Consider the following 23,758-nt stretch of genomic DNA (forward strand, 5'->3'; position numbering starts at 1 on the left):
ATAATTTTCGGAGGTGCAATATGCGTAAAACTAAAATTGTATGTACTATAGGTCCTGCTAGTGAAAGTATTGAGAAATTAGAACAATTAATCGAAGCGGGTATGAACGTTGCTCGTTTAAACTTCTCTCATGGTAGCCATGAAGAGCACGGCGCTCGTATTAAAAACATTCGTGAAGCTTCAAAGAAAACTGGTAAAACAGTTGGTATCTTACTTGATACAAAAGGTCCAGAAATCCGTACTCACGACTTCGTAGACGGACAAGCTGAGCTTGTAACAGGTGCAGAAGTAGTTCTTTCTACTGAGCAAGTATTAGGTACTGCAGAGAAGTTCTCTGTATCTTATGCTGGTCTTTATGACGATGTAGACCCAGGTTCTCGTATTCTAATCGATGACGGTCTTATCGAACTAGAAGTAATCGAAAAAGCTGACGGAAACATCCGTACAAAAGTTTTAAACAGCGGAACTGTAAAAAATAAAAAAGGTGTTAACGTACCAAACGTAAGCATTAAGCTTCCTGGTATCACTGAAAAAGACGTAAAAGATATCGTTTTCGGTATCGAGCAAAAAGTTGATTTCATCGCAGCTTCATTCGTACGTAAAGCATCTGACGTATTAGAGATCCGTGAATTATTAGAAGGGCATAACGCTCAATACATTCAAATCGTACCAAAAATCGAAAACCAAGAGGGTATCGATAACATCGATTCAATCTTAGAAGTTTCTGACGGTTTAATGGTAGCTCGTGGTGATATGGGTGTAGAAATTCCACCAGAAGAAGTACCATTAGTACAAAAACGTCTAATCAAAAAATGTAACGTGTTAGGTAAACCGGTTATTACTGCGACACAAATGTTAGATTCTATGCAACGTAACCCACGTCCAACTCGCGCGGAAGCAAGTGACGTAGCTAACGCAATCTTCGATGGTACAGATGCAATCATGCTTTCAGGTGAAACAGCTGCTGGTCAATACCCAGTAGAAGCAGTAACAATGATGGCTAACATTGCAGTACGTGTTGAAAAATCATTACAATATGAAGATATGTTCAAAAAACGTATTAAAGAGTTCACTCCAACAATTACAGATGCAATTAGCCAATCTGTTGCGCATACAGCACTTGCTCTTGATGTAGCTGCAATCGTAGCTCCAACAGAAAGTGGACATACTGCAAAAATGATCTCTAAATACCGTCCAAAATCTCCAATCGTAGCTGTAACATCTGACGAGCAAGTAGGACGTCGTCTTGCACTTGTTTGGGGTGTACAAGCATTTATGGCTGGAAAACGTGCAGCGTCTACTGACGAAATGTTAGATACTGCAATTCAAACAGGTATGGATGCAGGTCTAATTGGACTTGGAGACACTGTAGTAATCACTGCTGGTGTACCGGTTGCTGAAACTGGTACAACAAACTTAATGAAAATCCATGTTGTTGGTGAAGAAGTTGCGAAAGGACAAGGAATCGGTCGCAAAGCTGCAAAAGGTAAAGTAGTTGTAGCGAAAACAGCTGCTGAAGCTGTAGCGAACGTAAACGAAGGTGATATCCTTGTTACAACAAGTACTGATAAAGATATGATTCCTGCAATCGAAAAAGCTGCTGCTCTAGTTGTAGAAGAAGGCGGTCTAACAAGCCACGCGGCTGTTGTAGGTGTATCAATTGGTATTCCTGTTATCGTTGGTGTAAACGGCGTAACAGCAACTTTAAAAAATGGCCAAGAAGTAACAGTTGATGCAGCACGCGGAATTGTTTATAATGGACATGCGGAAGTGCTATAAGTAATACGGAGAGAAGGATCGGAGTCCTTCTCTTTTTTTTTACACAAAAATGAGGCGGAACTGGCTTGAGACGTCTGAAATTGCTTTTATAAGCTGTTTATTATGAAGTTTGATATTGGAATGTATTAGACTTTTATATGGTGTATATGGGCGTTGTAAGGGCGTTTAAAGTGATGGTATGTGAAAGGAGTGTAGAACTATGAAGTGGTTACTATTCTTGTTTATTTTAATACCGGCGATTGAGATTACGGTCTTAATTGGATCGAGTCATGTAATAGGTTTATGGTCTACGTTCGCTATGATTGTATTTACGGGTGTTGTAGGTGTCTATTTGGCGAAAAGGCAAGGATTTAAAGTGCTGGGAGAGATTCAATCTAAGTTGAATAGAGGGGAAATGCCAGGAGCGGCAGTGCTAGATGGTATTTTTATCTTTGTAGGAGGTATTCTTTTGGTACTTCCCGGATATGTAACGGATATAATAGGGTTTATCTTTGTTCTCCCTATGACGAGGGCTTTGTTGAAGCCATTTGTTATGAAGTGGATGGAATGGAAGTTTAGAAAGAATTCTACTATTATTGTGCAGAAATAGTGCTTAGATTATAGCGATCTAAGCACTATTTTTTTTGCCCGCAAAAGGATGGGGATGGATGAAGCTCTGTTAATTAAAGTTTGGTGAGTGTGAAGGGGTTAAGTGGAAATCAGACTGCCTATACAAGTCCGATTATTGAAAGTTAATAATCGGTGGTGGACAAAATTCTTACTAATCGTAGTTTTACTTTATTATATATTTGCTGTGTATTTTTCGATTGGATATTGATTGGAGGGGGAGGTAGTTCTTACTGAGTGTGCTGTAAGAAAATTTTTGTGAACGCAAGCTTGTTTTTGTATATAAACGGATTCGATTAGTGTGGAAAAGTTAGATACGAGCAGAGAAATTGTTAGTTTAAGCCTCATTCTGTGCTATTTTGTATATTTATTCATTTACATAAAAAGTAATAAATGTAAGTAATAATTATAAAAACAAAAGAATAAATATGTAAAAAGACCTCGAGATATGCGTTTTTTATACAAAAAACAAGAGAATGATCCTTTTTGGGTGCAATTCTCTTGTTGGATGTAATGAGTATGAAAAATAAGTACAAGGAATAATCAGTGGGAAATTCCCACTGATTACATGTAAGTTTTTTGTTGTATATGAATTAGAAACTATTATTTTGAAGGTGAGCCTTTAATATATTTCCACAAATCATGGAATACACGAGCTTTGTGCAATGTATTAAGTAGTACTAAGGTGACTGGACCGATGATTAATCCTAAAAAGCCAAAAAGCTTAAAGCCGACAAATAGAGCGATCAGTGTTGCTAATGGATCGAGGCCGATATTAGATGAAAGTACTTTAGGCTCCATAATTTGTCTTTGGACAATCACGACGATGTATAAGATGAGAAGACCGATGGCGAAAGCAGTGTCGCCAGTGAAAAATACGTATATAACCCAAGGAACGAAGACGGCGCCTGTTCCTAGGTACGGGAGTAAATCTACAACCCCTGTAATAATCGCGATAGTAATGGCGTATGGTACACGTAATATTAACAGTCCGATTAGTACAATAACAGTTGTCATAGATACGAGTGTAAGTTGCGCTTTAACAAAACCAAATAAAGCTTTTCTTAAATCGACAAAAATAGTTTTTCCATAGCCATGAACACGATTGGGCAAAAATTTTCTTACTTTCTGAGCAAGACGGTGCCAATCGTAACTAATGAAGAAAGTGGCTAATAAAACGAATACAAGAACAGTTAAAGTTGTTGGTAATGCACTAATGAAATTTGTTAACCCGCTTATAATAGCAGTTAAAAGTTCTTTCATTTGTGTCGTTGCTTCGGTTCCTAAGTTTTGAATGTTTTGTGTAATCGTATAGCGCTGTGGTTCCCCAAGATGATTAAATTTAGAAATTAAATCATCATAGAGAGGCATAATATGATTAAGTGCAAATTGCTCTGCGAATTTAACGATATCCGGAAACTTTACTGTAACAAGTTGAAGTAAGTATGTTGTGGCCGATATTGCTTCTGTTACAAGGTATGTAACGAGCCCGACGATAGCTCCGAATACGAGAATTAAGCTAACGAGCACGGCTAGTGCGCGAGGAAATTGTAGTTTTTGATTAAGGAAATTGACGACGGGATTAATCAAATAAGCAAATGCGAAAGCGATAATAAAAGGGTAGATAAGTCCTGACATATATAGTAATGCATAGAACCCGGCTACCGTTGCTACAATGACAAATATGAGTCGCAATATCATATATAGTAAGTTTCGGTTCAAAGATGTATACCTCCCATTCCAATTTGGATTATCCTAATTCGTTCAACTTATAACGAGTGTGCCGCCACTGATTAAAGTTTCACTTTACCCCGCATTAACGGGCAGTAAATCTCCTACCCAAAGTGCGGCTGGATCAAAGGAGTTAGATGGAGATAAACTGCCCGTAAAAGCCCGATTGGTTCAACTAATAATCAGTGAAAAATGCCCCACTGATTAAAGTTTCACTTTATGTTATAGTGGAATGATGGATTTTTCCTGCTTTTTCAGTATATGAGTGACCGGAAAAGCTTGGTGTTGATGCTTCTACTATATGGTAAAAACTTCATTTTCTCTTCTTTTTATTTTACCTGTTTCTTATTAGAAAAGAAAGGAGAGACGACCGTTTTTAAAAATGTATACATGCTTAAATTTTTGATGATGAAAGTCTCAGTTTGTCATTTTAAAATATGTAAAAAATGAAGTGATTATTGTGGAATATACATCGATATAGCATGTATAACGATAGGTTTAAAGGTATTTTTGTTTGGAAATGAGTTCATTATTTTCAGAAAGGAAGTGCAAACATGATTAGTCAGTCAACGTTATTTTTATTCATACTACTTATTATAGGACTTATTGCGAAAAACCAATCGCTTACTGTAGCTATTGGTGTGTTATTTTTATTGAAATTTACGTTTCTAGGAGATAAAGTCTTTCCTTATCTACAAACGAAAGGGATTAACCTTGGTGTTACGGTTATTACAATAGCAGTACTCGTACCGATTGCGACGGGGGAAATAGGTTTTAAACAACTTGGAGAAGCAGCGAAATCGTATTATGCATGGATTGCTTTAGCTTCAGGTGTAGCGGTTGCTTTGCTAGCGAAAGGCGGCGTACAATTATTGACGACGGATCCTCATATTACAACTGCGCTCGTTTTCGGGACAATTATAGCGGTTGCTTTATTTAATGGAGTTGCTGTAGGTCCATTAATTGGGGCTGGAATTGCCTATGCAGTTATGAGTATTATACAGATGTTTAAATAAGAAATTTTATAGTAATATAAAATTTTTGAATTCTTTCTGTTCACAAAAGTCAGATAATTGTTTATAATAGGATTAGAAACTTTGAAAAGTTACATAACAGCAGAGACTTTACACCAGATAAAATAAAAACAACATAAAACAATTTTATAATGATATTGTTTTATGTTGTTTTTATCATAAAACTCTTCGGAATTATTTTTCCTCACTAACTTGTTGTTTTGAGCGTGAGGATTCGGGGAGACATTCACGCTCATGCTTTCCATGTAGACAATGGACATAAGAGGGGAACATCGCAACAAATTTGCATGATCGTGCATTTTGCTTGCCTAAAGAGTGAACGGGCGTTCATAATTCAAAAGGGGAGCAAATAGATATAAGGAGCAAGGTTGGGAGAATTTTCAGGAAAAGGAGAGAATGTCATGACTGTTATTCGAGGTTTAGAAGGGGTAGTAGCAACAACATCATCTGTGAGCTCTATTATTGATGATACATTAACTTATGTTGGGTATAATATTGATGATTTAGCTGAGAATGCTACATTTGAAGAAGTAGTGTACTTATTATGGCATCGCAAGCTTCCTAATGAACAAGAACTAGCGAAATTTAAAGAAACTGTATCGGAATACTATAAAGTTCCAGGTGAGATTTTAACATATTTGAAACAAGTAGATTTAAAAATCGCACATCCGATGTCTGTTTTACGAACTGCAATTTCCATGCTATCATTATACGATGAGAGCGCTGAAAATATGGATGAAAACTCCAATTATTTGAAAGCGGTTAAATTGCAGGCTCAAGTGGGAACTTTAGTTGCTGCTTATGCAAGAATTCGTAAAGGTTTAGATGTTGTTGAGCCTAGAAACGATTTATCATTAGCTGCAAACTTCTTGTACATGTTAAATGATCGCGAGCCAAATGAAGTTGAAATTGAAGCTTTTGATAAGGCGCTTGTACTTCACGCAGATCATGAGTTAAACGCTTCTACATTTACTGCACGCGTTTGTGTAGCTACACTTTCAGATGTATATTCTGGTATTACAGCAGCAATCGGTGCGTTAAAAGGTCCTCTTCACGGCGGGGCAAATGAAAATGTAATGAAGATGTTAACTGAAATTGGCGAAGAAGAAAATGTAGAATCATATATTCATAATGCTCTTCAAAATAAAGTGAAAATCATGGGCTTTGGCCACCGTGTATATGAGCAGGGTGATCCGCGTGCAAAACATTTACGCGAAATGTCTAAGAGATTATGCGTGCTTTTAGGAGAAGACAAATGGTATAATATGTCTATCAAAATTGAAGACATTGTAACAAAAGAAAAAGGTCTTCCACCAAATGTTGATTTCTATTCAGCTTCTGTATACCATTGCTTAGGAATTGACCATGACTTATTTACACCTATTTTTGCAATTAGCCGTATGTCAGGCTGGTTAGCTCATATTCTAGAACAATATGAAAACAACCGTTTAATCCGTCCGCGTGCTGATTATAATGGACCAACACATCAAGTGTACGTTCCAATTGCACAACGATAAGCGAAAAACACTATTTTGATAGTGAAAATACGCTTTCAAAAGTCTGATTTTTTCGGGAAGACGTAATGATTAGAATATTTTAATTTGAATAACGGTTTGAACTGAGGGGTTATTCCCTCAGTTTCATACATATGAAATTTCAAACATGGGGGTTATCACATTGACGACAGGTGAAAAAATTACTGTAACTAATGGTGTTATGAATGTACCAAACAATCCGATTATTCCATTTATCGAAGGAGATGGAATTGGTCCTGATATTTGGGCAGCTGCATCTCGTGTACTAGAAGCAGCAGTTGAAAAAGCTTATGATGGTGAGAAGAAAATCGTTTGGAAAGAAGTGCTTGCAGGGGAAAAAGCATTCAACCAAACAGGTGAGTGGTTACCAGAAGAAACTTTAAATTTAATCCGTGAATATTTAATCGCGATTAAAGGTCCACTTACAACTCCAGTTGGCGGTGGTATTCGTTCTCTAAACGTAGCACTTCGTCAAGAATTAGATTTATATGTATGTCTACGTCCAGTGCGTTATTTTGATGGTGTTCCATCACCTGTAAAACGTCCGGAAGATACTGATATGGTTATTTTCCGTGAGAATACAGAAGACATTTATGCTGGAATTGAATATGCACAAGGATCTCCAGAAGCAGAAAAAGTTCTTGCTTTCTTAAAAGAAGCAATGGGTGTTAATAAAATCCGCTTCCCAGAAACTTCTGGTATTGGTATTAAACCAATCTCAGAAGAAGGGACAAAGCGTCTTGTTCGTGCTGCAATTCAATATGCAATTAACGAAAAACGTTCTTCTGTTACATTAGTTCATAAAGGAAACATTATGAAATTTACAGAAGGTGCTTTCAAAAACTGGGGTTACGAAGTAGCGGAACAAGAATTCGGCGACAAAGTATTTACTTGGGCTGAATATGACCGTATCGTTGAGAAAGATGGTAAAGATGCAGCGAATAAAGCGATGGCAGACGCTGAAGTGGCTGGAAAAATCATCGTAAAAGATTCTATTGCAGACATCTTCTTACAACAAATTTTAACTCGTCCACGTGAGTTCGATGTTGTTGCAACAATGAACTTAAACGGAGACTACATCTCTGATGCACTTGCTGCACAAGTAGGTGGAATTGGTATTGCACCAGGTGCAAACATTAACTATGTGACTGGACATGCTATCTTTGAAGCTACACACGGTACAGCTCCAAAATATGCAGGTTTAGATAAAGTAAACCCATCTTCAGTTCTTCTTTCTGGTGTATTATTATTAGAGCACCTAGGATGGAACGAAGCTGCGAAATTAGTAACTGCTTCAGTTGAGAACACAATTGCTTCAAAAGTAGTAACTTATGATTTCGCACGCTTAATGGAAGGTGCAACAGAAGTGAAATGTTCTGAGTTCGCTAATGAACTTATTAAAAACATGGATGTAGCGATAATCAAAAACGCATAATTAAAGCGGGGGGTAAATTATGACAATCAAACGCAAGAAAGTCTCAGTCATCGGTGCAGGATTTACAGGAGCAACAACAGCATTCTTATTAGCACAAAAAGAACTTGCAGATGTTGTATTAGTGGACATTCCACAACTGGAAAATCCAACAAAAGGGAAAGCGTTAGATATGTTAGAAGCGAGCCCAGTACAAGGTTTTGATGCTAACATTATTGGAACATCTGATTACGCAGATACTGCTGATTCTGACGTTGTCGTTATTACAGCAGGTATTGCGCGTAAGCCTGGTATGAGCCGTGATGACTTAGTAGCAACAAACTCTAAAATTATGAAAAGTATTACGCGCGACATTGCAAAACATTCACCAAATGCGATTATTGTTGTATTAACAAATCCAGTTGATGCAATGACATATTCTGTATTTAAAGAAGCAGGATTCCCGAAAGAGCGTGTTATCGGTCAATCGGGCGTATTAGATACAGCTCGTTTCCGTACATTCATCGCGCAAGAATTAAACTTTTCTGTGAAAGATATTACAGGATTTGTTCTTGGTGGACACGGTGACGATATGGTACCTCTTGTACGTTATTCTTATGCAGGTGGCATTCCGTTAGAGACGTTAATTCCGAAAGAGCGTTTAGAAGCAATCGTAGAACGTACCCGTAAAGGTGGCGGCGAGATTGTAGGCTTATTAGGAAACGGTAGTGCATATTACGCACCAGCAGCTTCTTTAGTTGAAATGACAGAAGCAATCTTAAAAGATCAACGCCGTGTATTACCGGCTATTGCGTACCTTGAAGGTGAATACGGTTATAGTGACCTTTACTTAGGGGTACCAGTAATTCTAGGTGGTAACGGAATTGAAAAAATTATTGAATTAGAACTTCTTGCAGATGAAAAAGAAGCGTTAGATCGCTCTGTAGAATCTGTACGTAATGTTATGAAAGTTCTTGTTTAATAATTAAATATAAGCGGAAAAAGATTCGGGGCCCCGAATCTTTTTCTACTATTTATTGAAATGTTTTTTTGAAATAACATGAAAACGCTATCATTTGGTGTATCCTATAATGAAACTATAGAATTATACTATACATTGCCCTCATCATAGTAAATTTCGGATAAGGTATCCCTTTTAGTAGGATAATAAGGTGAAAAAATCGGAGGGGGTTGTAACATGTTAAAGAAAAAAGTTCAAATTGGTCGTAAAATGGATGAAATTACAGTAGGAGAGAAACTATCTATCACTGAAAAAATTGAGGATAAAGATTTGTTATTGTATTTAGGGTTAACGAATGATGCCAATCCATTATATATTCAGCATGATTACGCATCCCAAACTCCGTATGAAAAGCCGATTGTACCAAGCATTATGCTAACTGGAATGATTACAACGGCAGTTACGAAATATTTACCAGGTCCAGGTAGTCATATTACTAGGAAGGACCTTACGTTCGTGAAGCATGTTCACCATTATGAAACGTTACAAATCCACTTTGAAGTTGTGGCTGTTTCTGAGGAGGAGCATACAATTGATATGCTTGTATCTGCTCATGATGAAAAAGGAGAAACGGTTGTAAAAGGTTCTTTAACAGTAACGCCGCCTTTTAAATCAGTTTCTATTATGGAAAAAGCATTAGATAATTTTTAAAAAGTAAAAATATGAATAGCGCTAGCATACCTTTCTATAAGGGGGCTAGCGCTATTTTTAGTTGAAGAATCCCTCTTTAAACCCTTCAGCAAATTCTGAACAACCTGTTGTAATCGTATCCCAGCTCGGTACATTAAAAGTAAGGAAACATGTTGCTAATAAAGTTAAAATAGGTAGTAATATCCGCATAATAGCCTCCGAATTTCATTTATTTGTATATTTAAATTAATAATATATTTATTGGTGATTGAAGTCAATGAAAGGGGTGGTTTTTTAAGATGAAGTGGAAGCGAGAAGACATTATTTTTGAAACGATAAGAGAATCTGAAGTGTGGGCAGATTCAATCGCGAATGAAATGTACGGGAGAGTATTTGATGGATATGAAACACCAGATTATAAAATAGCGTATGCTCTTTCGTTTTTCCTAGCGCAAAATCAAAATTTTACAGTTCATACGGAAGTGAGCTTTAAAAAAGAGAGAGCAATCTATAAAGTTTGGCAAAATCCTGTGTAGCTGAAGGTGAGCTGTAATTACTTCTATTTTCCGCAGTTTGATACAAATGAGCTCCATGTATAGACAATTATATTGAGAGGGACCTTGTTTTCTAGTATGATGAGAATAACGGGGAAAATACTAGGATGAAGAAGGTTTCAAGTCTATAACTTGGAGGAAAAGAATGAACAATCGTATTTTAGTAGTTGATGATGAGGAATTTATCTTAACTTTAATTGAATTTAATCTACAACAAGCTGGGTTTGAAGTGATAACAGCGATGGATGGAGAAATGGCGCTTCAAAAAGCGACAACAGAACGCCCAGATTTAATTATATTAGATTTAATGCTTCCGAAAATGGATGGTATGGAAGTGTGTAAAGAATTACGATTGCAGCGCGTTATGACGCCGATTTTAATGTTAACAGCAAAAGATGATGAATTTGATAAGGTGCTAGGTCTTGAACTTGGGGCAGATGATTATATGACGAAGCCGTTTAGCCCAAGGGAAGTTGTTGCGCGTGTGAAGGCAATTTTACGCCGCACGAAACTACAACAAGAAGAACAAGTTAAAGAAGCTTCAGATGAAGAGAGTATCACAATTGCTGAACTTAAAATTTTGCCGGAATTTTATGAGGCTTATTTCCAAGGAAGAAAGCTTGAATTAACACCAAAAGAATTTGAACTACTTGTTTATCTTGCGAAAAATAAAAGTCGCGTGTTGACACGTGATCAATTATTAAGTGCTGTATGGAACTATGATTTTGCTGGTGATACACGAATTGTTGACGTTCATATTAGCCATTTGCGCGATAAAATTGAACAAAATACGAAAAAACCGACGTACATTAAAACGATACGTGGTTTAGGATATAAATTAGAGGAGCCAAAAGGGGATGAATAAATTTCGTTCCAGGCTTCTTTTTACATTTGTTTCTCTTATTGTTTTTATTTTAGTTGGACTAGGTTTATTACTGGAAACCGTGTTTGAAAACTACTATATAGATCATGCCAAAGAGAGAATGGTAAAAGAGACAGAGTATGTTGCAGTATTAGCAGAAGAACAAGGTTTTGATGATGTTTTAAAAAATCCATATGTATTTGAAAAGTTAGAAGAAAAAATACAGGCTTCTATTGCATTTGTAGATGAAAAAAAGAAAGTTCTATATAGCGGCGGAGAACAGTCTGCATTTAGCCAAGGGATAATTAAAGAACTTACTTCTGAAACAACGAAACAAAGAAATAAAGTCATTACGAAAGAAACAGATCAGAATAATGAATTTTACCATGCGGTGTTCGTTCAAGATGTGGCAGGGAAACAAGGGTACATTTTGGTGAAAAGTACAATTGAGCCTTTGAAATCTGTTCATCAAAAAACGTGGGGATTATTAATTATCGGATTTGTTATCGCTTGTCTCGTAGTCGTATTTTTAGGTATGAAAATTACAGGGCAATACATTAGGCCGATTGAATCCGTTACGAAAGTTGCTATCGAATTAGCGAAGGGAAATTATAAAGCACGCGCTTATGAAAGTCATTCAGATGAGACGGGAATGCTGAGTAAAGCGATTAATATTTTAGCCCGTAATTTACAAGAGATGACACTTGAGCAAGAAATGCAACAAGATCGTCTGCATACGTTAATTGAAAATATGGGAAGCGGAATGATTTTAATTGATAGCCGCGGTTATATAAATCTTGTAAACCGTTCTTATAAGGAGACTTTCCACGTAACAGATGAAGAATATTTAGATCGTTTATATTATGAGTCGTTTCATCATACAGAAATTATAGAGCTCGTGGAAGAAATCTTTATGACAGAAGTGAAAGTGCGTAAACAAATGTTATTGCCGCTTGGAATTGAGCGAAAGCATTTCGAAGTATATGGAGCACCGATTATCGGGACGAACCATGAATGGAAAGGGATTGTCCTTGTATTCCATGACATTACTGAGCTAAAGAAATTAGAACAAATGAGGAAAGACTTTTTAGCGAATGTTTCTCATGAACTAAAGACACCGATTACTTCTATTAAAGGTTTTTCAGAAACGCTCTTGGACGGAGCGATGGATAATAAAAAATTCTGCGAACATTTCTTGCACATTATTTTAAAAGAAAGCGAACGCATGCAAGGGTTAATTGAAGATTTATTAGATTTATCAAAGATTGAGCAACAAGGATTTAAATTGAGTATGGGGACCGTTGATATGAAGGGACTTCTTGAAGACATTCATATGGTGCTTGATAACAAAGCAGGAGAAAAAGAAATTTCTTTACAAGTAAATGCGCTAAAAGGAGTCTCGGTCATTGGAGATCCAAGTCGTTTGAAGCAAATCTTTATTAATTTAATGAATAACGCAATCGTATATACGCCGGCTGGAGGCGTTGTTTCTGTAGAATTAGCAGAAGATAAATATAATGCTTATATAAAAGTATCGGATACGGGAATTGGTATTAGTAAAGATGAAATTCCGCGTATTTTTGAACGCTTTTACCGAGTGGATAAAGCGAGAAGTAGAAATACTGGTGGTACAGGCCTTGGATTGTCGATTGTAAAGCATTTAGTTGAGGCACATCACGGTACGATTACAGTGGATAGTGAAGTTGGGGAAGGGACAACATTTACAGTTGTTTTACCAAAATCAGCAACTGAAAAATAGGATGAAGGATGTTTACAATATATTAACAATGGCTTAATTAAATATTAATAAAGGTCTGTTAATATAATACATGAAAACCCCTTCATCCAAGGAGTAATTTTGGACGAGAATAGTTATGCTGTTCTCGTCACTTCCCTTTTATGTTAGTAAACGTTTGTATATATGATAGAAAATAGCCGTTATTTTTCTTCTCTCTATTAGTCATGTTAATATAGAGAGAGGAAAGGAACGGTTTTTTTTCTGTGAAAAAAATCATTTCAAATTTGTATGGGGAGGTTTCTGGTTTGGAAAAAAAGGTCGTATTAGTAGATGGTAATAATATCGCGTATCGTGCTTTCTTTGCACTACCGCTTTTAAATAACGACAAAGGTATACATACGAACGCAATTTACGGTTTTACAATGATGTTAATGAGAATATTAGAGGAAGAAAAACCAACGCATATGTTAGTAGCGTTTGATGCGGGTAAAACGACATTCCGTCATAAAACGTATAGTGAGTATAAAGGAGGACGTCAAAAGACTCCACCTGAATTATCAGAGCAATTCCCGTTTATTCGTGAGATGCTTGATGCATTCAACGTACCGCGTTATGAATTAGAAAATTATGAAGCGGATGACATTATGGGGACGTTAGCGAAAGAAGCGAGTGAACAAGGGTTTCATGTAAAAGTTATTTCAGGAGATAAAGACTTACTGCAACTTGTTTCAGACAATACACTCGTATGTATTCCTCGCAAAGGGATTACAGAAGTGGATGAATATACGAAAGAAGCTTTATTTGAGAAATATAGCTTATCACCAAAGCAAATTATCGATATGAAAGGTTTAATGGGAGACCAGTCAGATAATATTCCAGGTGTACCAGGAGTTGGTGAAAAAACTGCGATTAAATTGTTAACACAGTTTGAAACGGTCGAGGCAGTGTATGAAAATATCGATCAAGTAAGCGGGAAGAAATTAAAAGAAAAGTTAGAAGCAAATAAAGACCAAGCTCTTATGAGTAAAGACCTTGCAACTATTATTACAGATGCGCCGATTACAGTGCACGTGGATGATATGGAGTATAAAGGGTATGAAGCAAGTGATGTCATTCCAATGTTCGAGAATTTAGGATTTACATCGCTTTTAAATAAATTAGGTGTTACGCCAGAAGAAACGGCTCCAGCTGAATTAGATGATATTACATTTGATATTGTGGAAGAAGTTACAGAAGAAATGCTAGGGCAAGATAGTGCGCTTATTGTTGAAGTACAAGAAGATAACTATCATAAAGCGGACATTCAAGGTTTTGGTATTCAAAATGAAAATGGCTGTTACTTTATTCAGACAGACATTGCTCTTAAGTCAGACGCCTTTAAAGAGTGGCTTGCAGATGGCGAAATGAGAAAGCATACATTTGATGCGAAGCGTGCGATCGTTGCACTTAAATGGAATGGGATAGATATGCAAGGGATTGACTTTGATCTATTAATCGCTGCTTATTTACTTGACCCAGCTGATACGGATAAAGATTTCCGTACTGTAGCGAAAATGAAAGAAACGCATGCTGTGAAATCCGATGAAGAAGTTTATGGAAAAGGTGCGAAGCGTGCTGTTCCAGAGCTAGAAATAGTAGCGGAGCATGTAGCTCGTAAAGTGCACGTATTATATGATGTAAAGCAAACGTTCGTAGAAGAGTTACAAAAGAATGAGCAATATGAACTGTTTACAGATTTAGAATTACCACTTGCGCGTGTATTAGCTGATATGGAAGTAAAAGGTGTAAAAGTTGATACAGAGCGTCTTCGTAATATGGGAGAAGAACTTGCAGGTAGATTAAAGGAAATGGAACAGGAAATTTATAAGCTTGCGGGAACAGAATTTAATATTAATTCACCGAAGCAGCTTGGTGTTATTCTGTTTGAGAACTTAAACTTACCAGTTATTAAAAAGACGAAAACAGGTTATTCTACGTCAGCTGATGTACTAGAAAAGCTTATGGATCGCCATGAAATCATTCCAAACATTTTACATTATCGTCAATTAGGGAAACTAAATTCAACTTATATTGAAGGTTTATTAAAAGTTGTACATGAAGATTCGTCTAAAATCCATACTCGTTTCAATCAAGTATTAACGCAAACAGGTCGATTAAGTTCAACGGATCCGAACTTGCAAAATATCCCGATTCGATTAGAAGAAGGAAGAAAGATTCGTCAGGCATTTGTTCCATCAGTAGAAGGATGGATTATGTACGCGGCAGATTATTCACAAATTGAACTTCGCGTATTAGCTCATATTGCAAATGATAAAGGGCTAGTTGACGCGTTCCAACATGACATGGATATTCATACGAAAACAGCTATGGATGTATTTGGCGTTGAAAAAGATGAAGTAACTTCAAATATGAGACGACAAGCGAAAGCTGTTAACTTCGGAATTGTGTATGGTATTAGTGACTACGGTCTTTCACAAAACTTAGGAATTACAAGAAAAGCAGCAGCGGAATTTATTGAAAAGTATTTAGAAAGCTTCCCTGGTGTACAAGATTACATGAGTGACATCGTAAAAGATGCGAAACAAAAAGGGTATGTGGCTACATTATTAAATCGCCGCCGTTATATTCCGGAAATTACGAGTCGTAATTTCAATTTACGTAGCTTTGCTGAGCGTACAGCTATGAATACACCAATTCAAGGTACTGCAGCAGATATTATTAAAAAAGCGATGATTATTATGGCAGATCGTTTAGAAGAAGAAGGATTACAAGCTCGTCTTCTTCTGCAAGTACACGATGAATTGATATTTGAAGCACCACAAGAGGAAATTGAAAAATTAGAGAAGCTTGTACCAGAAGTAATGGAGCATGCAATTGAACTCGCAGTTCCGCTGAAAGTTGATTATTCTTACGGTCCAACTTGGTACGACGCAAAATAAGGAAGTGATGAAATGCCTGAATTACCAGAGGTTGAAAACGTCAGACGGACACTTGAAAATCTTGTGACAGGAAAAACAATTGAAGATGTCATTGTTACTTATCCGAAAATAGTAAAACGACCGGATGATGCAGAAATTTTTAAAGAAATGCTAAGAGGCGAAAAGATTGAAAATATAAAGCGAAGAGGGAAGTTTTTGCTTTTATATGTAACGAATTATGTTATTGTTTCACATTTGCGTATGGAAGGTAAGTTTTTACTGCATCAAGAGGGTGAACCGATTGATAAGCATACCCACGTCCGTTTCTTATTTACAGATGGAACTGAATTACATTATAAAGATGTGAGAAAGTTTGGTACGATGCATCTCTTTAAGAAAGGTGAAGAGTTGAATCAAATGCCTCTTGCTGACTTAGGTCCGGAGCCGTTTGATGCTGAATTGACACCGCAGTATTTACAAGAAAGATTGCAAAAGACCAATCGTAAAATAAAAGTTGTATTATTAGACCAGCGTCTTTTAGTAGGGCTTGGAAATATATATGTAGATGAAGTTTTATTCCGTTCTCAAATTCATCCGGAACGAGAAGCGTCGTCTTTAACAGCAGAAGAAATTGAACGAATTTACGAGGCGACTGTTACAACGTTAGGCGAAGCAGTGAAGCGTGGCGGAAGTACAATTCGAACGTATATCAACTCGCAAGGGCAAATTGGTTCGTTCCAAGAACTTCTAAATGTATACGGAAAAAAAGGAGAACCGTGTGTAACTTGCGGTACGATATTAGAAAAAACAGTTGTTGGCGGAAGAGGAACGCATTACTGCCCAATTTGTCAGCCGAGAATATAGAAAAGAGATAACATCGGATAGGCATTTGTCATATACATACAGCAGAGCTATGTATAAGGGAGGCGCTTACCGATGTACCTTTATTTATCTCTTATTTTATTAGCTTTTACATTAAGCTTAGATAGCTGTAGTGTAGGGCTAACATATGGTTTAAGAAGCGTAAGAATTCCACTAAGATCAATTATAATTATCGGAATGTGTTCAGCGGCTGTTATGCTTGCTTCAATGGGAATTGGGCATATGATCGCGAAAGTATTTTCACCTGTTATCGCAACGCGTATCGGTGGGCTTGTTCTTATTGGAATAGGAATTTGGGTATTATACCAATTTTTTCGAAGTGAGAAGAAAGAAGAACCGAAGCAAGAGGAGAAGGTATGGAAATTAGAAATTGCTTCGCTCGGGCTAGTGATTCAAATTTTACGGAAACCGACTGTTGCAGATTTTGATAAATCAGGCACCATTTCTGCAGGAGAAGCGTTACTTCTTGGTATCGCTCTTTCTATAGATTCGTTCGGTGCTGGAATTGGTGCATCTTTGTTAGGGTATGCACCTGCTATGATGGCGATATTAGTTGCAGTGATGAGTTCTTTGTTTTTATTTATTGGAATGAAACTTGGAACGGTTTTATCAAATATGAAATGGTTACAAAAATTTACATTCCTGCCTGGGGTATTACTCATTATTATTGGAATTTGGAAAATGTAAGTACGGGCGTGGAACTTTAGTTTCGCGCCTTTTATTATGAGGAGGGGAGGATGGTAAGTATATATTTATAGATAAAAAACCATTGTCAGGGTAAAGTAGCCTCATGGGGTGAAAAATCTTAAATTATATTCAATAATTGGTGATTTTGTAAAAGAGGTAGGACAGAGTAAACTAGTTGCCATCTTCAAGGAGAAGGAGCAAATATAGCTAAGAAGATGGTTAAGGAGTTGTTGGAAAGTGATGCTTGCGAAGAAAGTGAGAATCAAGCCAAATAAAGAACAAGAATTGCAACTTTGGAAATCTGTTGGCACGGCAAGATGGGCTTATAATTGGACACTGGCGAAGCAAGAGGAGAATTATAAGAATGGCGGAAAGTTCATATCAGACTGTTTTTTAAGGAAAGAATTAACTGTATTGAAGCAGACTGAAGAATATGCCTGGTTGTATGATGTTTCGAATAATATAGCCAAACAAGCAATCAAAGATGCTTGTGAAGCATATAAACGATTTTTTAAGGGGCTGGCTGATAAACCACGATTCAAAAGCAGAAGGAAATCAAAACCCTCTTTCTACAACGATAACATCAAGTTAAAAGTAAAAGAAAAACAAGTTTTGATTGAGAAAGTTGGTTGGGTAAAAATATCCGAAAAGTTACCTGAAGAGGTGAAGTACTCTAATCCACGCGTTAGCTTTTATGGTAAGTATTGGTATTTGTCTGTCAGTATCGAACAGGAGTTTACAAAAGAGAAGTTAACGGCTGTTTCGTTAGGAATAGATGTTGGAATCAAAGAATTAGCATATTGTTCTGATGGTCAGAAAAAGAAAAATATCAACAAAACAAAGGTGGTAAGAAAGGCAGAGAAACGCCTTCGTAGGTTGCAACGTCAAGTTTCTCGTAAATATGAAATGAACAGGGAGGGAAACCGTTTTGTCAAAACAAGCAACATTATAAAAATCGAACAAGAGATACGACAACTACATAGAAGGTTATCAAATATCAGAAAGAATCATCTTCATCAGTCAACGAGCGAAATTGTGAAAACCAAGCCATTTCGTATTGTGATGGAGACGTTGCATATGAAAGGTCTGATGAAGAATAGACACCTAGCTAAAGCGATTGCGAAGCAGTGTTTATATGAGTTCAAAAGACAAATTCAATACAAGTGTGAAAAATATGGTATTGAATTTGTAGAAGCTGATACATGGTATCCTTCTTCAAAAATGTGTTCCAATTGTGGAAGCATCAACAAAGAACTAAAACTTTCTGACCGTGTATACAAATGCACTTGTGGTCACGAAATGGATAGGGATTTAAATGCGGCTATCAATTTGTCACGGTATGAATTAGCCAGTTAATATCTAAAAAAGTTACGGCTAATATGTAGGATTCGTTGTATCCGAATTTACGCCCTCGGAGTGTTAGGTCAAACGAAAGTAGCTTTCTGCAAAATCGGACACGTAGAACAGGGAAATAAACAAAATTTATAGATTTTTATAAGTTTATGGCAACGGATTATGATGACAGTAGTAATTGGATTAACAGGAGGCATTGCAAGCGGGAAAAGTACGGTATCAGACATGTTTCGTGAACTGAGTATACCAGTTATTGATGCGGATATTATTGCAAGGGAAGTTGTAGAGCGAGGAAAACCAGCATATAACAAAATAGTAGAAGTGTTTGGAACGGAAGTATTACAAGAAGATGGAGAATTGGATCGACCGAAATTAGGAAGTGTCGTTTTCTATAATGAAGAAAAACGATTGCAGTTAAATAAAATTGTTCACCCTGCAGTGCGTGAGGAAATGAATAGGCAAAAGGAAAAGTACATAAAGGAAGGTATGCAAGCGGTTGTGTTAGATATACCTCTCTTATTTGAAAGTAAATTAACAAGTCTCGTTGACCGCGTTTTAGTTGTAGCAGTTAAGCCACATACGCAATTAGAACGTTTAATGAAACGAAATAATTTTTCAGAAGAAGAAGCAACAGTTCGTATTCAATCTCAAATGCCGTTAGAAGAAAAAGTGAAGAATGCAGATGAAGTGATAAATAATGATGGCACAATTATGGGAACGAAAACACAATTACAGGTGATTTTAAAGAATTGGAACATTATTGACTAAAAAATTGTGAAATTAATGAAAATGCTTAGTGACATATCTCCTTTTTGTGTTATACTATTATTGGGATTGGAGATAAATAGTATAACGCATTCAAGGGGGATAACATATTATGACTCGTGTGGCAATTAATGGATTTGGACGTATTGGGAGAATGGTATTTCGTCAGGCAATAAAAGAAAGCGCATTCGAAATTGTAGCAATCAATGCAAGCTATCCATCTGAAACGTTAGCACATTTAATTAAATATGATACAGTTCACGGCAAGTTTGACGGAACAGTAGAAGCATTTGAAGATCACTTATTAGTTGATGGAAAAATGATTCGCCTTTTAAACAACCGCGATCCAAAGGAATTGCCTTGGACAGATCTAGGTGTTGAAGTTGTAATTGAAGCAACTGGTAAATTTAATTCAAAAGAAAAAGCAATTCTTCATGTTGAAGCTGGAGCGAAAAAAGTTATTTTAACAGCGCCTGGTAAAAATGAAGATGTAACAATTGTAGTTGGTGTGAACGAAGACCAATTAGATATCACAAAACATACTGTTATTTCAAATGCATCTTGCACAACAAACTGTTTAGCGCCTGTTGTTAAGGTGTTAGATGAGCAATTTGGAATTGAAAACGGTTTAATGACAACTGTTCATGCTTATACAAATGACCAAAAAAATATTGATAACCCACATAAAGATTTAAGAAGAGCACGTGCTTGCGGACAATCAATCATTCCGACAACGACAGGTGCGGCGAAAGCGCTTGCAAAAGTTCTTCCGCACTTAAACGGAAAACTTCATGGTATGGCACTTCGTGTACCAACGCCAAACGTGTCTCTTGTTGACTTAGTAGTAGATGTAAAACGTGATGTGACAGTTGAAGCTATTAACGATGCGTTTAAAACTGTTGCAAACGGTGCGTTAAAAGGCATTGTAGAATTCAGCGAAGAGCCTTTAGTATCTATTGACTTTAATACAAATACACACTCAGCTATTATTGATGGTTTATCTACAATGGTAATGGGTGATCGTAAAGTGAAAGTACTTGCTTGGTATGATAACGAGTGGGGCTACTCTCGTCGTGTTGTAGATCTTGTAACGTTAGTTGTTGACGAATTAGCGAAACAAAAAAATGTGCAACATATTTAAGTGAATAAGGGAGAGGGCAAGTGAATATTTGCTCTCTTTTTTTTATTTTTTTCTGAAAAGGGAAAAAATTATATAAGTATATTTTTGAAAGTGGACATACCACGAAACGTTGTGATTACTGTATTTGTGAATCGTTTATTTTTTTTAGGGAAAAGTAAAGAGGAAAATATGACAGAAAATCGAAAAAACTGTTGTTGCAAAATGAAAATAAACAAAGTATACTAACACTCGTAAACTTAAGAGCTGAGGTACGTAGTCACTACTTAAAGGGTTAGGACCTCTCTGGACTAACTTTCCCCCGTGGTAGTGGAGCAAGCCAAATTGCAAATTAGTTTTCAATTCGAACAGTTAGAATAAATTTACAAGGGGGAACTGTAGAATGGATACTATGGATACGATGGGTCGTCACGTAATCGCTGAACTTTGGGATTGCGATTTCGACAAGCTTAATGACATGCCGTATATTGAACAATTATTTGTGGATGCAGCACTGAGAGCTGGTGCTGAAGTGCGTGAGGTTGCTTTCCATAAATTTGCACCACAAGGTGTAAGTGGAGTAGTAATTATCTCGGAATCACATTTAACAATTCATAGCTTTCCGGAGCACGGTTACGCAAGTATTGATGTTTATACTTGTGGGGATCGTATTGATCCAAATGTTGCTGCAGAATATATTGCAGAAGGTTTAAACGCAAAAACGCGTGAGAGCATCGAGCTTCCTCGAGGCACTGGTAGCTTCGAAATTAAGCAGAGAGAAACAAAAGCTCTTTAAAAAAGAACATAATTGATTTAAAATGTAAAGAGGTGTATAATGCACCTCTTTTTTAGTTTATAAAAAAGGAAAAATATAACGTACTCGTTAGTTAATAAATTAAGCTCTTATGAATAAGTTAGCACCCCATCTACCATCTTATTTTTGAAAACGAGATGATAAAATAATGTGCTTAAACTTAAAGTGGTAAGAGAGTTAGAATGAGTTATATAATATTGTATATATATTGTCAGATGAAGTAAGTAGAGAAAAAATAAAGAGTATAGTGTAAAGGAGTGAATATATTGCGTTGTCCATCCTGTTCTCATAATGGTACAAGAGTGTTAGATTCGCGTCCGGTAGACGAGGGGCGCTCTATTCGAAGAAGGAGAGAGTGTGAAAGTTGTTTAAGTCGCTTTACGACATTTGAAAGAGTAGAAGAGTCACCTCTTATCGTTGTAAAAAAAGAAGGCACACGAGAAGAGTTTAATAAAGAAAAGATTTTGCGCGGCTTGATTAAAGCGTGCGAAAAAAGACCAGTATCTTTAAGACAATTAGAAGAAGTAACTCAAAGTGTGGAACGTGAACTTCGTAATTTAGGTATATCAGAAGTGAAAAGTGATATGATTGGTGAAATTGTTATGGAAGAACTGCGTGATATTGATGATGTTGCTTACGTGCGTTTTGCTTCTGTATATCGCCAATTTAAAGATTTAAATGTATTTATTGAAGAATTAAAAGATATACTGCAAAAAGAAAGAGAGTAGAAGTTGTATTTTATTCTCTTTACATACCGTAAGTAATGAGATAAGAGAGCTAAAAGCGAAAGCTAATAGCTCTTTTTCGCTAAGAAATTATATAATGAAGATAGAATGAATGAAGTAGAGGATAGATTGGATGAGAGAAAGGACAAGCAAGAATGGAAAAACAGTCATGGATGGAGCTATTGCCAATTGATCGTTATAAAGTAAGTGCGAAAGGGTTACTGCATAATTACGACCGAAAAGTGTTAACGATGTTGTATCAGCCATTAATAGGTAGTAGAGCTTTTAGCTTATATATGACGCTATGGGGGGAGCTTGAGCAAGATCGTGTGTTTGGAAAAGAGAATACACATCATTCCCTTATGGTGACCATGCAAATGCAGCTTCCCGAAATATATGAGGAACGAGTAAAGTTAGAGGCAATTGGGCTTTTGAAGGTATATATTAAGAAAGAAAAAGATATTCGAATGTTCATATACGAATTGCAACCACCTTTATCTCCGAAGCAGTTTTTTGATGATATTGTGTTAAGCATCTTTTTATACAATCGATTGAGTCGGACAAAATATAATCAAGTAAAGCAATATTTCTTAGAAGAAGAATTTGATTTTGCTTCTTATGAAAATGTTACGCGTTCTTTCAATGATGTGTTTGGTTCGTTTAATCCAGGACAGCTTGAGCATGCGCAAGAAGATCTTCGTATTCCAAAAACGACAGCCATGCCAAGTAACGAGAAGGGAGATGCTCCGAAAGTTTGGAATGATTTCTTTGATTTCTCCTTATTTGTAGATGGCTTGTCCGCTCTTGTCCCTAAAAAGGCAATTACAGATCAAGTGCGAGAGTGTGTCATTACACTTGCTTACGTGTACGATGTAGATGTGTTATCGATGCAAAATATCGTTCTTGGTACGGTGACAGAGATGCAGACAATTGATATCGAAAGGCTTAGAAAAGGAGCGCGTGATTGGTATCAGTTCGAAAACGGTCAAGCGTTACCTGTATTAAGTGAAAGGGTACAGCCTCACGCTGCACGTATGATGAAAGGGAAAGAGCCTTCTACGCAAGAAGAGATGTTAATCAAACAGTTAGAGGAAATCTCACCAAAACAACTATTGAAAGAAATCTCTGGTGGTGCAGAGGCGACAAAGGCTGACTTACAAATAGTTGAAGATGTAATGATCAATCAAAAATTAACGCCAGGTGTTGTGAATGTACTTATTTATTACGTTATGCTACGCTCAGATATGAAACTTGCGAAAACGTATGTGGAGAAAATTGCTGGGCATTGGGCACGTAAAAAGGTCGGTACAGTAGCTGAAGCAATGGCGTTAGCGAAAGAAGAAAATCGTCAATATCAAGAATGGGCTGAGACGAAGAAAAAAGGTCGTACGTCGAAGAAAACAGTGCGAACAGAAATGGTACCAGATTGGCTGAAAGAAGAGCCGAAAGAACAAGAGAAAGAAACAGAAACAGTGAAGAAAGATATAAGTAAGAAAAAAGATGCGAGTACGTTAGACGATGAACGAAAACGACTAGAAGAAGTGTTAAAAAAATATAAGCGTGATTAATAGAAGAGAATGAACGCTCTTTGAGGTGA

At 36.7% G+C, this 23,758-nt stretch carries 21 protein-coding genes; 19 read left to right on the forward strand and 2 right to left on the reverse strand.

Annotated elements, in window-relative coordinates; genetic code table 11:
• Positions 1-20 precede the first annotated feature (20 nt).
• Positions 21-1,778 carry a pyruvate kinase gene (pyk, locus tag KVT31_RS00535; RefSeq protein ID WP_088097959.1) on the forward strand — a complete coding sequence of 586 codons (1,758 nt, stop codon included), beginning with the start codon at positions 21-23 and terminating at the stop codon, positions 1,776-1,778.
• 199 nt (positions 1,779-1,977) lie between these two features.
• Positions 1,978-2,367, forward strand: coding sequence for an FxsA family protein (locus KVT31_RS00540; RefSeq protein ID WP_088097958.1), 390 nt, complete (start codon positions 1,978-1,980; stop codon positions 2,365-2,367).
• A gap of 620 nt (positions 2,368-2,987) precedes the next feature.
• On the opposite strand, the gene ytvI is transcribed toward KVT31_RS00540, so the two are convergent.
• Positions 2,988-4,106, reverse strand: a complete 1,119-nt coding sequence (gene ytvI, locus KVT31_RS00545) for a sporulation integral membrane protein YtvI (RefSeq protein WP_001081381.1) — start codon at positions 4,104-4,106, stop codon at positions 2,988-2,990.
• A 563-nt stretch (positions 4,107-4,669) separates the two neighbouring features.
• Between ytvI and KVT31_RS00550 the strand changes: the two genes are divergently transcribed.
• The 5 genes from KVT31_RS00550 (at position 4,670) to KVT31_RS00570 (ending at position 9,767) form a co-directional block, all read left to right on the forward strand.
• The gene (locus tag KVT31_RS00550) at positions 4,670-5,131 is read left to right on the forward strand and encodes a DUF441 domain-containing protein (RefSeq protein WP_000625507.1); all 462 of its coding nucleotides are present in this window, start codon (positions 4,670-4,672) and stop codon (positions 5,129-5,131) included.
• A 386-nt stretch (positions 5,132-5,517) separates the two neighbouring features.
• Positions 5,518-6,666, forward strand: a complete 1,149-nt coding sequence (gene citZ, locus KVT31_RS00555; RefSeq protein WP_140392563.1) for a citrate synthase — start codon at positions 5,518-5,520, stop codon at positions 6,664-6,666.
• Between the two features lie 160 nt (positions 6,667-6,826).
• A complete protein-coding gene (gene icd, locus KVT31_RS00560; RefSeq protein ID WP_137036652.1) occupies positions 6,827-8,119 on the forward strand; it encodes an NADP-dependent isocitrate dehydrogenase in 1,293 nt (430 codons plus the stop codon).
• 19 nt (positions 8,120-8,138) lie between these two features.
• Positions 8,139-9,077 (forward strand): malate dehydrogenase, encoded by a 939-nt coding sequence (gene mdh, locus KVT31_RS00565; RefSeq protein ID WP_000153226.1) that lies wholly within the window; start codon positions 8,139-8,141, stop codon positions 9,075-9,077.
• A gap of 216 nt (positions 9,078-9,293) precedes the next feature.
• Positions 9,294-9,767: a MaoC family dehydratase gene (locus KVT31_RS00570; RefSeq protein WP_000914180.1), complete on the forward strand. Its 474-nt coding sequence runs from the start codon at positions 9,294-9,296 to the stop codon at positions 9,765-9,767.
• Between the two features lie 57 nt (positions 9,768-9,824).
• On the opposite strand, the gene KVT31_RS30555 is transcribed toward KVT31_RS00570, so the two are convergent.
• Complete coding sequence (locus KVT31_RS30555) at positions 9,825-9,956, reverse strand: hypothetical protein (RefSeq protein WP_088097954.1); 132 nt, start codon at positions 9,954-9,956, stop codon at positions 9,825-9,827.
• Between the two features lie 89 nt (positions 9,957-10,045).
• Here KVT31_RS30555 and KVT31_RS00575 point away from each other — a divergent pair, with 89 nt between their 5' ends.
• The 12 genes from KVT31_RS00575 to KVT31_RS00630 all read left to right on the forward strand — a co-directional run bounded on the left by KVT31_RS00575 (position 10,046) and on the right by KVT31_RS00630 (position 23,729).
• On the forward strand, positions 10,046-10,282 hold the full coding sequence (locus tag KVT31_RS00575) for a hypothetical protein (protein ID WP_088097953.1): 237 nt from the start codon (positions 10,046-10,048) through the stop codon (positions 10,280-10,282).
• 163 nt (positions 10,283-10,445) lie between these two features.
• The gene (phoP, locus tag KVT31_RS00580) at positions 10,446-11,165 is read left to right on the forward strand and encodes a two-component system response regulator PhoP (protein WP_001065222.1); all 720 of its coding nucleotides are present in this window, start codon (positions 10,446-10,448) and stop codon (positions 11,163-11,165) included.
• Positions 11,158-12,921, forward strand: coding sequence for a sensory box histidine kinase PhoR (phoR, locus tag KVT31_RS00585; RefSeq protein WP_088097952.1), 1,764 nt, complete (start codon positions 11,158-11,160; stop codon positions 12,919-12,921). Before phoP ends, phoR begins: the two co-directional genes overlap by 8 nt.
• Before the next feature lie 284 nt (positions 12,922-13,205).
• Entirely contained in the window at positions 13,206-15,839 is a 2,634-nt protein-coding gene (gene polA / locus KVT31_RS00590; RefSeq protein WP_140392562.1) for a DNA polymerase I, read from the forward strand.
• A gap of 12 nt (positions 15,840-15,851) precedes the next feature.
• Positions 15,852-16,682 carry a DNA-formamidopyrimidine glycosylase gene (gene mutM, locus KVT31_RS00595; RefSeq protein ID WP_061677047.1) on the forward strand — a complete coding sequence of 277 codons (831 nt, stop codon included), beginning with the start codon at positions 15,852-15,854 and terminating at the stop codon, positions 16,680-16,682.
• A gap of 72 nt (positions 16,683-16,754) precedes the next feature.
• On the forward strand, positions 16,755-17,387 hold the full coding sequence (gene ytaF / locus KVT31_RS00600) for a sporulation membrane protein YtaF (RefSeq protein WP_088097950.1): 633 nt from the start codon (positions 16,755-16,757) through the stop codon (positions 17,385-17,387).
• A gap of 240 nt (positions 17,388-17,627) precedes the next feature.
• The gene (locus KVT31_RS00605) at positions 17,628-18,743 is read left to right on the forward strand and encodes an RNA-guided endonuclease InsQ/TnpB family protein (RefSeq protein WP_088098198.1); all 1,116 of its coding nucleotides are present in this window, start codon (positions 17,628-17,630) and stop codon (positions 18,741-18,743) included.
• A 162-nt stretch (positions 18,744-18,905) separates the two neighbouring features.
• Positions 18,906-19,508 (forward strand): dephospho-CoA kinase, encoded by a 603-nt coding sequence (gene coaE / locus KVT31_RS00610; RefSeq protein ID WP_088097949.1) that lies wholly within the window; start codon positions 18,906-18,908, stop codon positions 19,506-19,508.
• 109 nt (positions 19,509-19,617) lie between these two features.
• Entirely contained in the window at positions 19,618-20,646 is a 1,029-nt protein-coding gene (locus KVT31_RS00615; protein ID WP_000198973.1) for a glyceraldehyde-3-phosphate dehydrogenase, read from the forward strand.
• Between the two features lie 388 nt (positions 20,647-21,034).
• Positions 21,035-21,418, forward strand: coding sequence for an adenosylmethionine decarboxylase (gene speD / locus KVT31_RS00620; RefSeq protein WP_002003660.1), 384 nt, complete (start codon positions 21,035-21,037; stop codon positions 21,416-21,418).
• 284 nt (positions 21,419-21,702) lie between these two features.
• A complete protein-coding gene (gene nrdR, locus KVT31_RS00625; protein ID WP_001203687.1) occupies positions 21,703-22,164 on the forward strand; it encodes a transcriptional regulator NrdR in 462 nt (153 codons plus the stop codon).
• A gap of 152 nt (positions 22,165-22,316) precedes the next feature.
• Positions 22,317-23,729 carry a replication initiation and membrane attachment family protein gene (locus tag KVT31_RS00630; protein WP_088097948.1) on the forward strand — a complete coding sequence of 471 codons (1,413 nt, stop codon included), beginning with the start codon at positions 22,317-22,319 and terminating at the stop codon, positions 23,727-23,729.
• Positions 23,730-23,758 lie beyond the last annotated feature (29 nt).

The sequence above is a fragment of the Bacillus sp. GbtcB14 genome (assembly GCF_019091205.1).
GTDB classification, from domain to species: domain Bacteria; phylum Bacillota; class Bacilli; order Bacillales; family Bacillaceae_G; genus Bacillus_A; species Bacillus_A cereus_AG.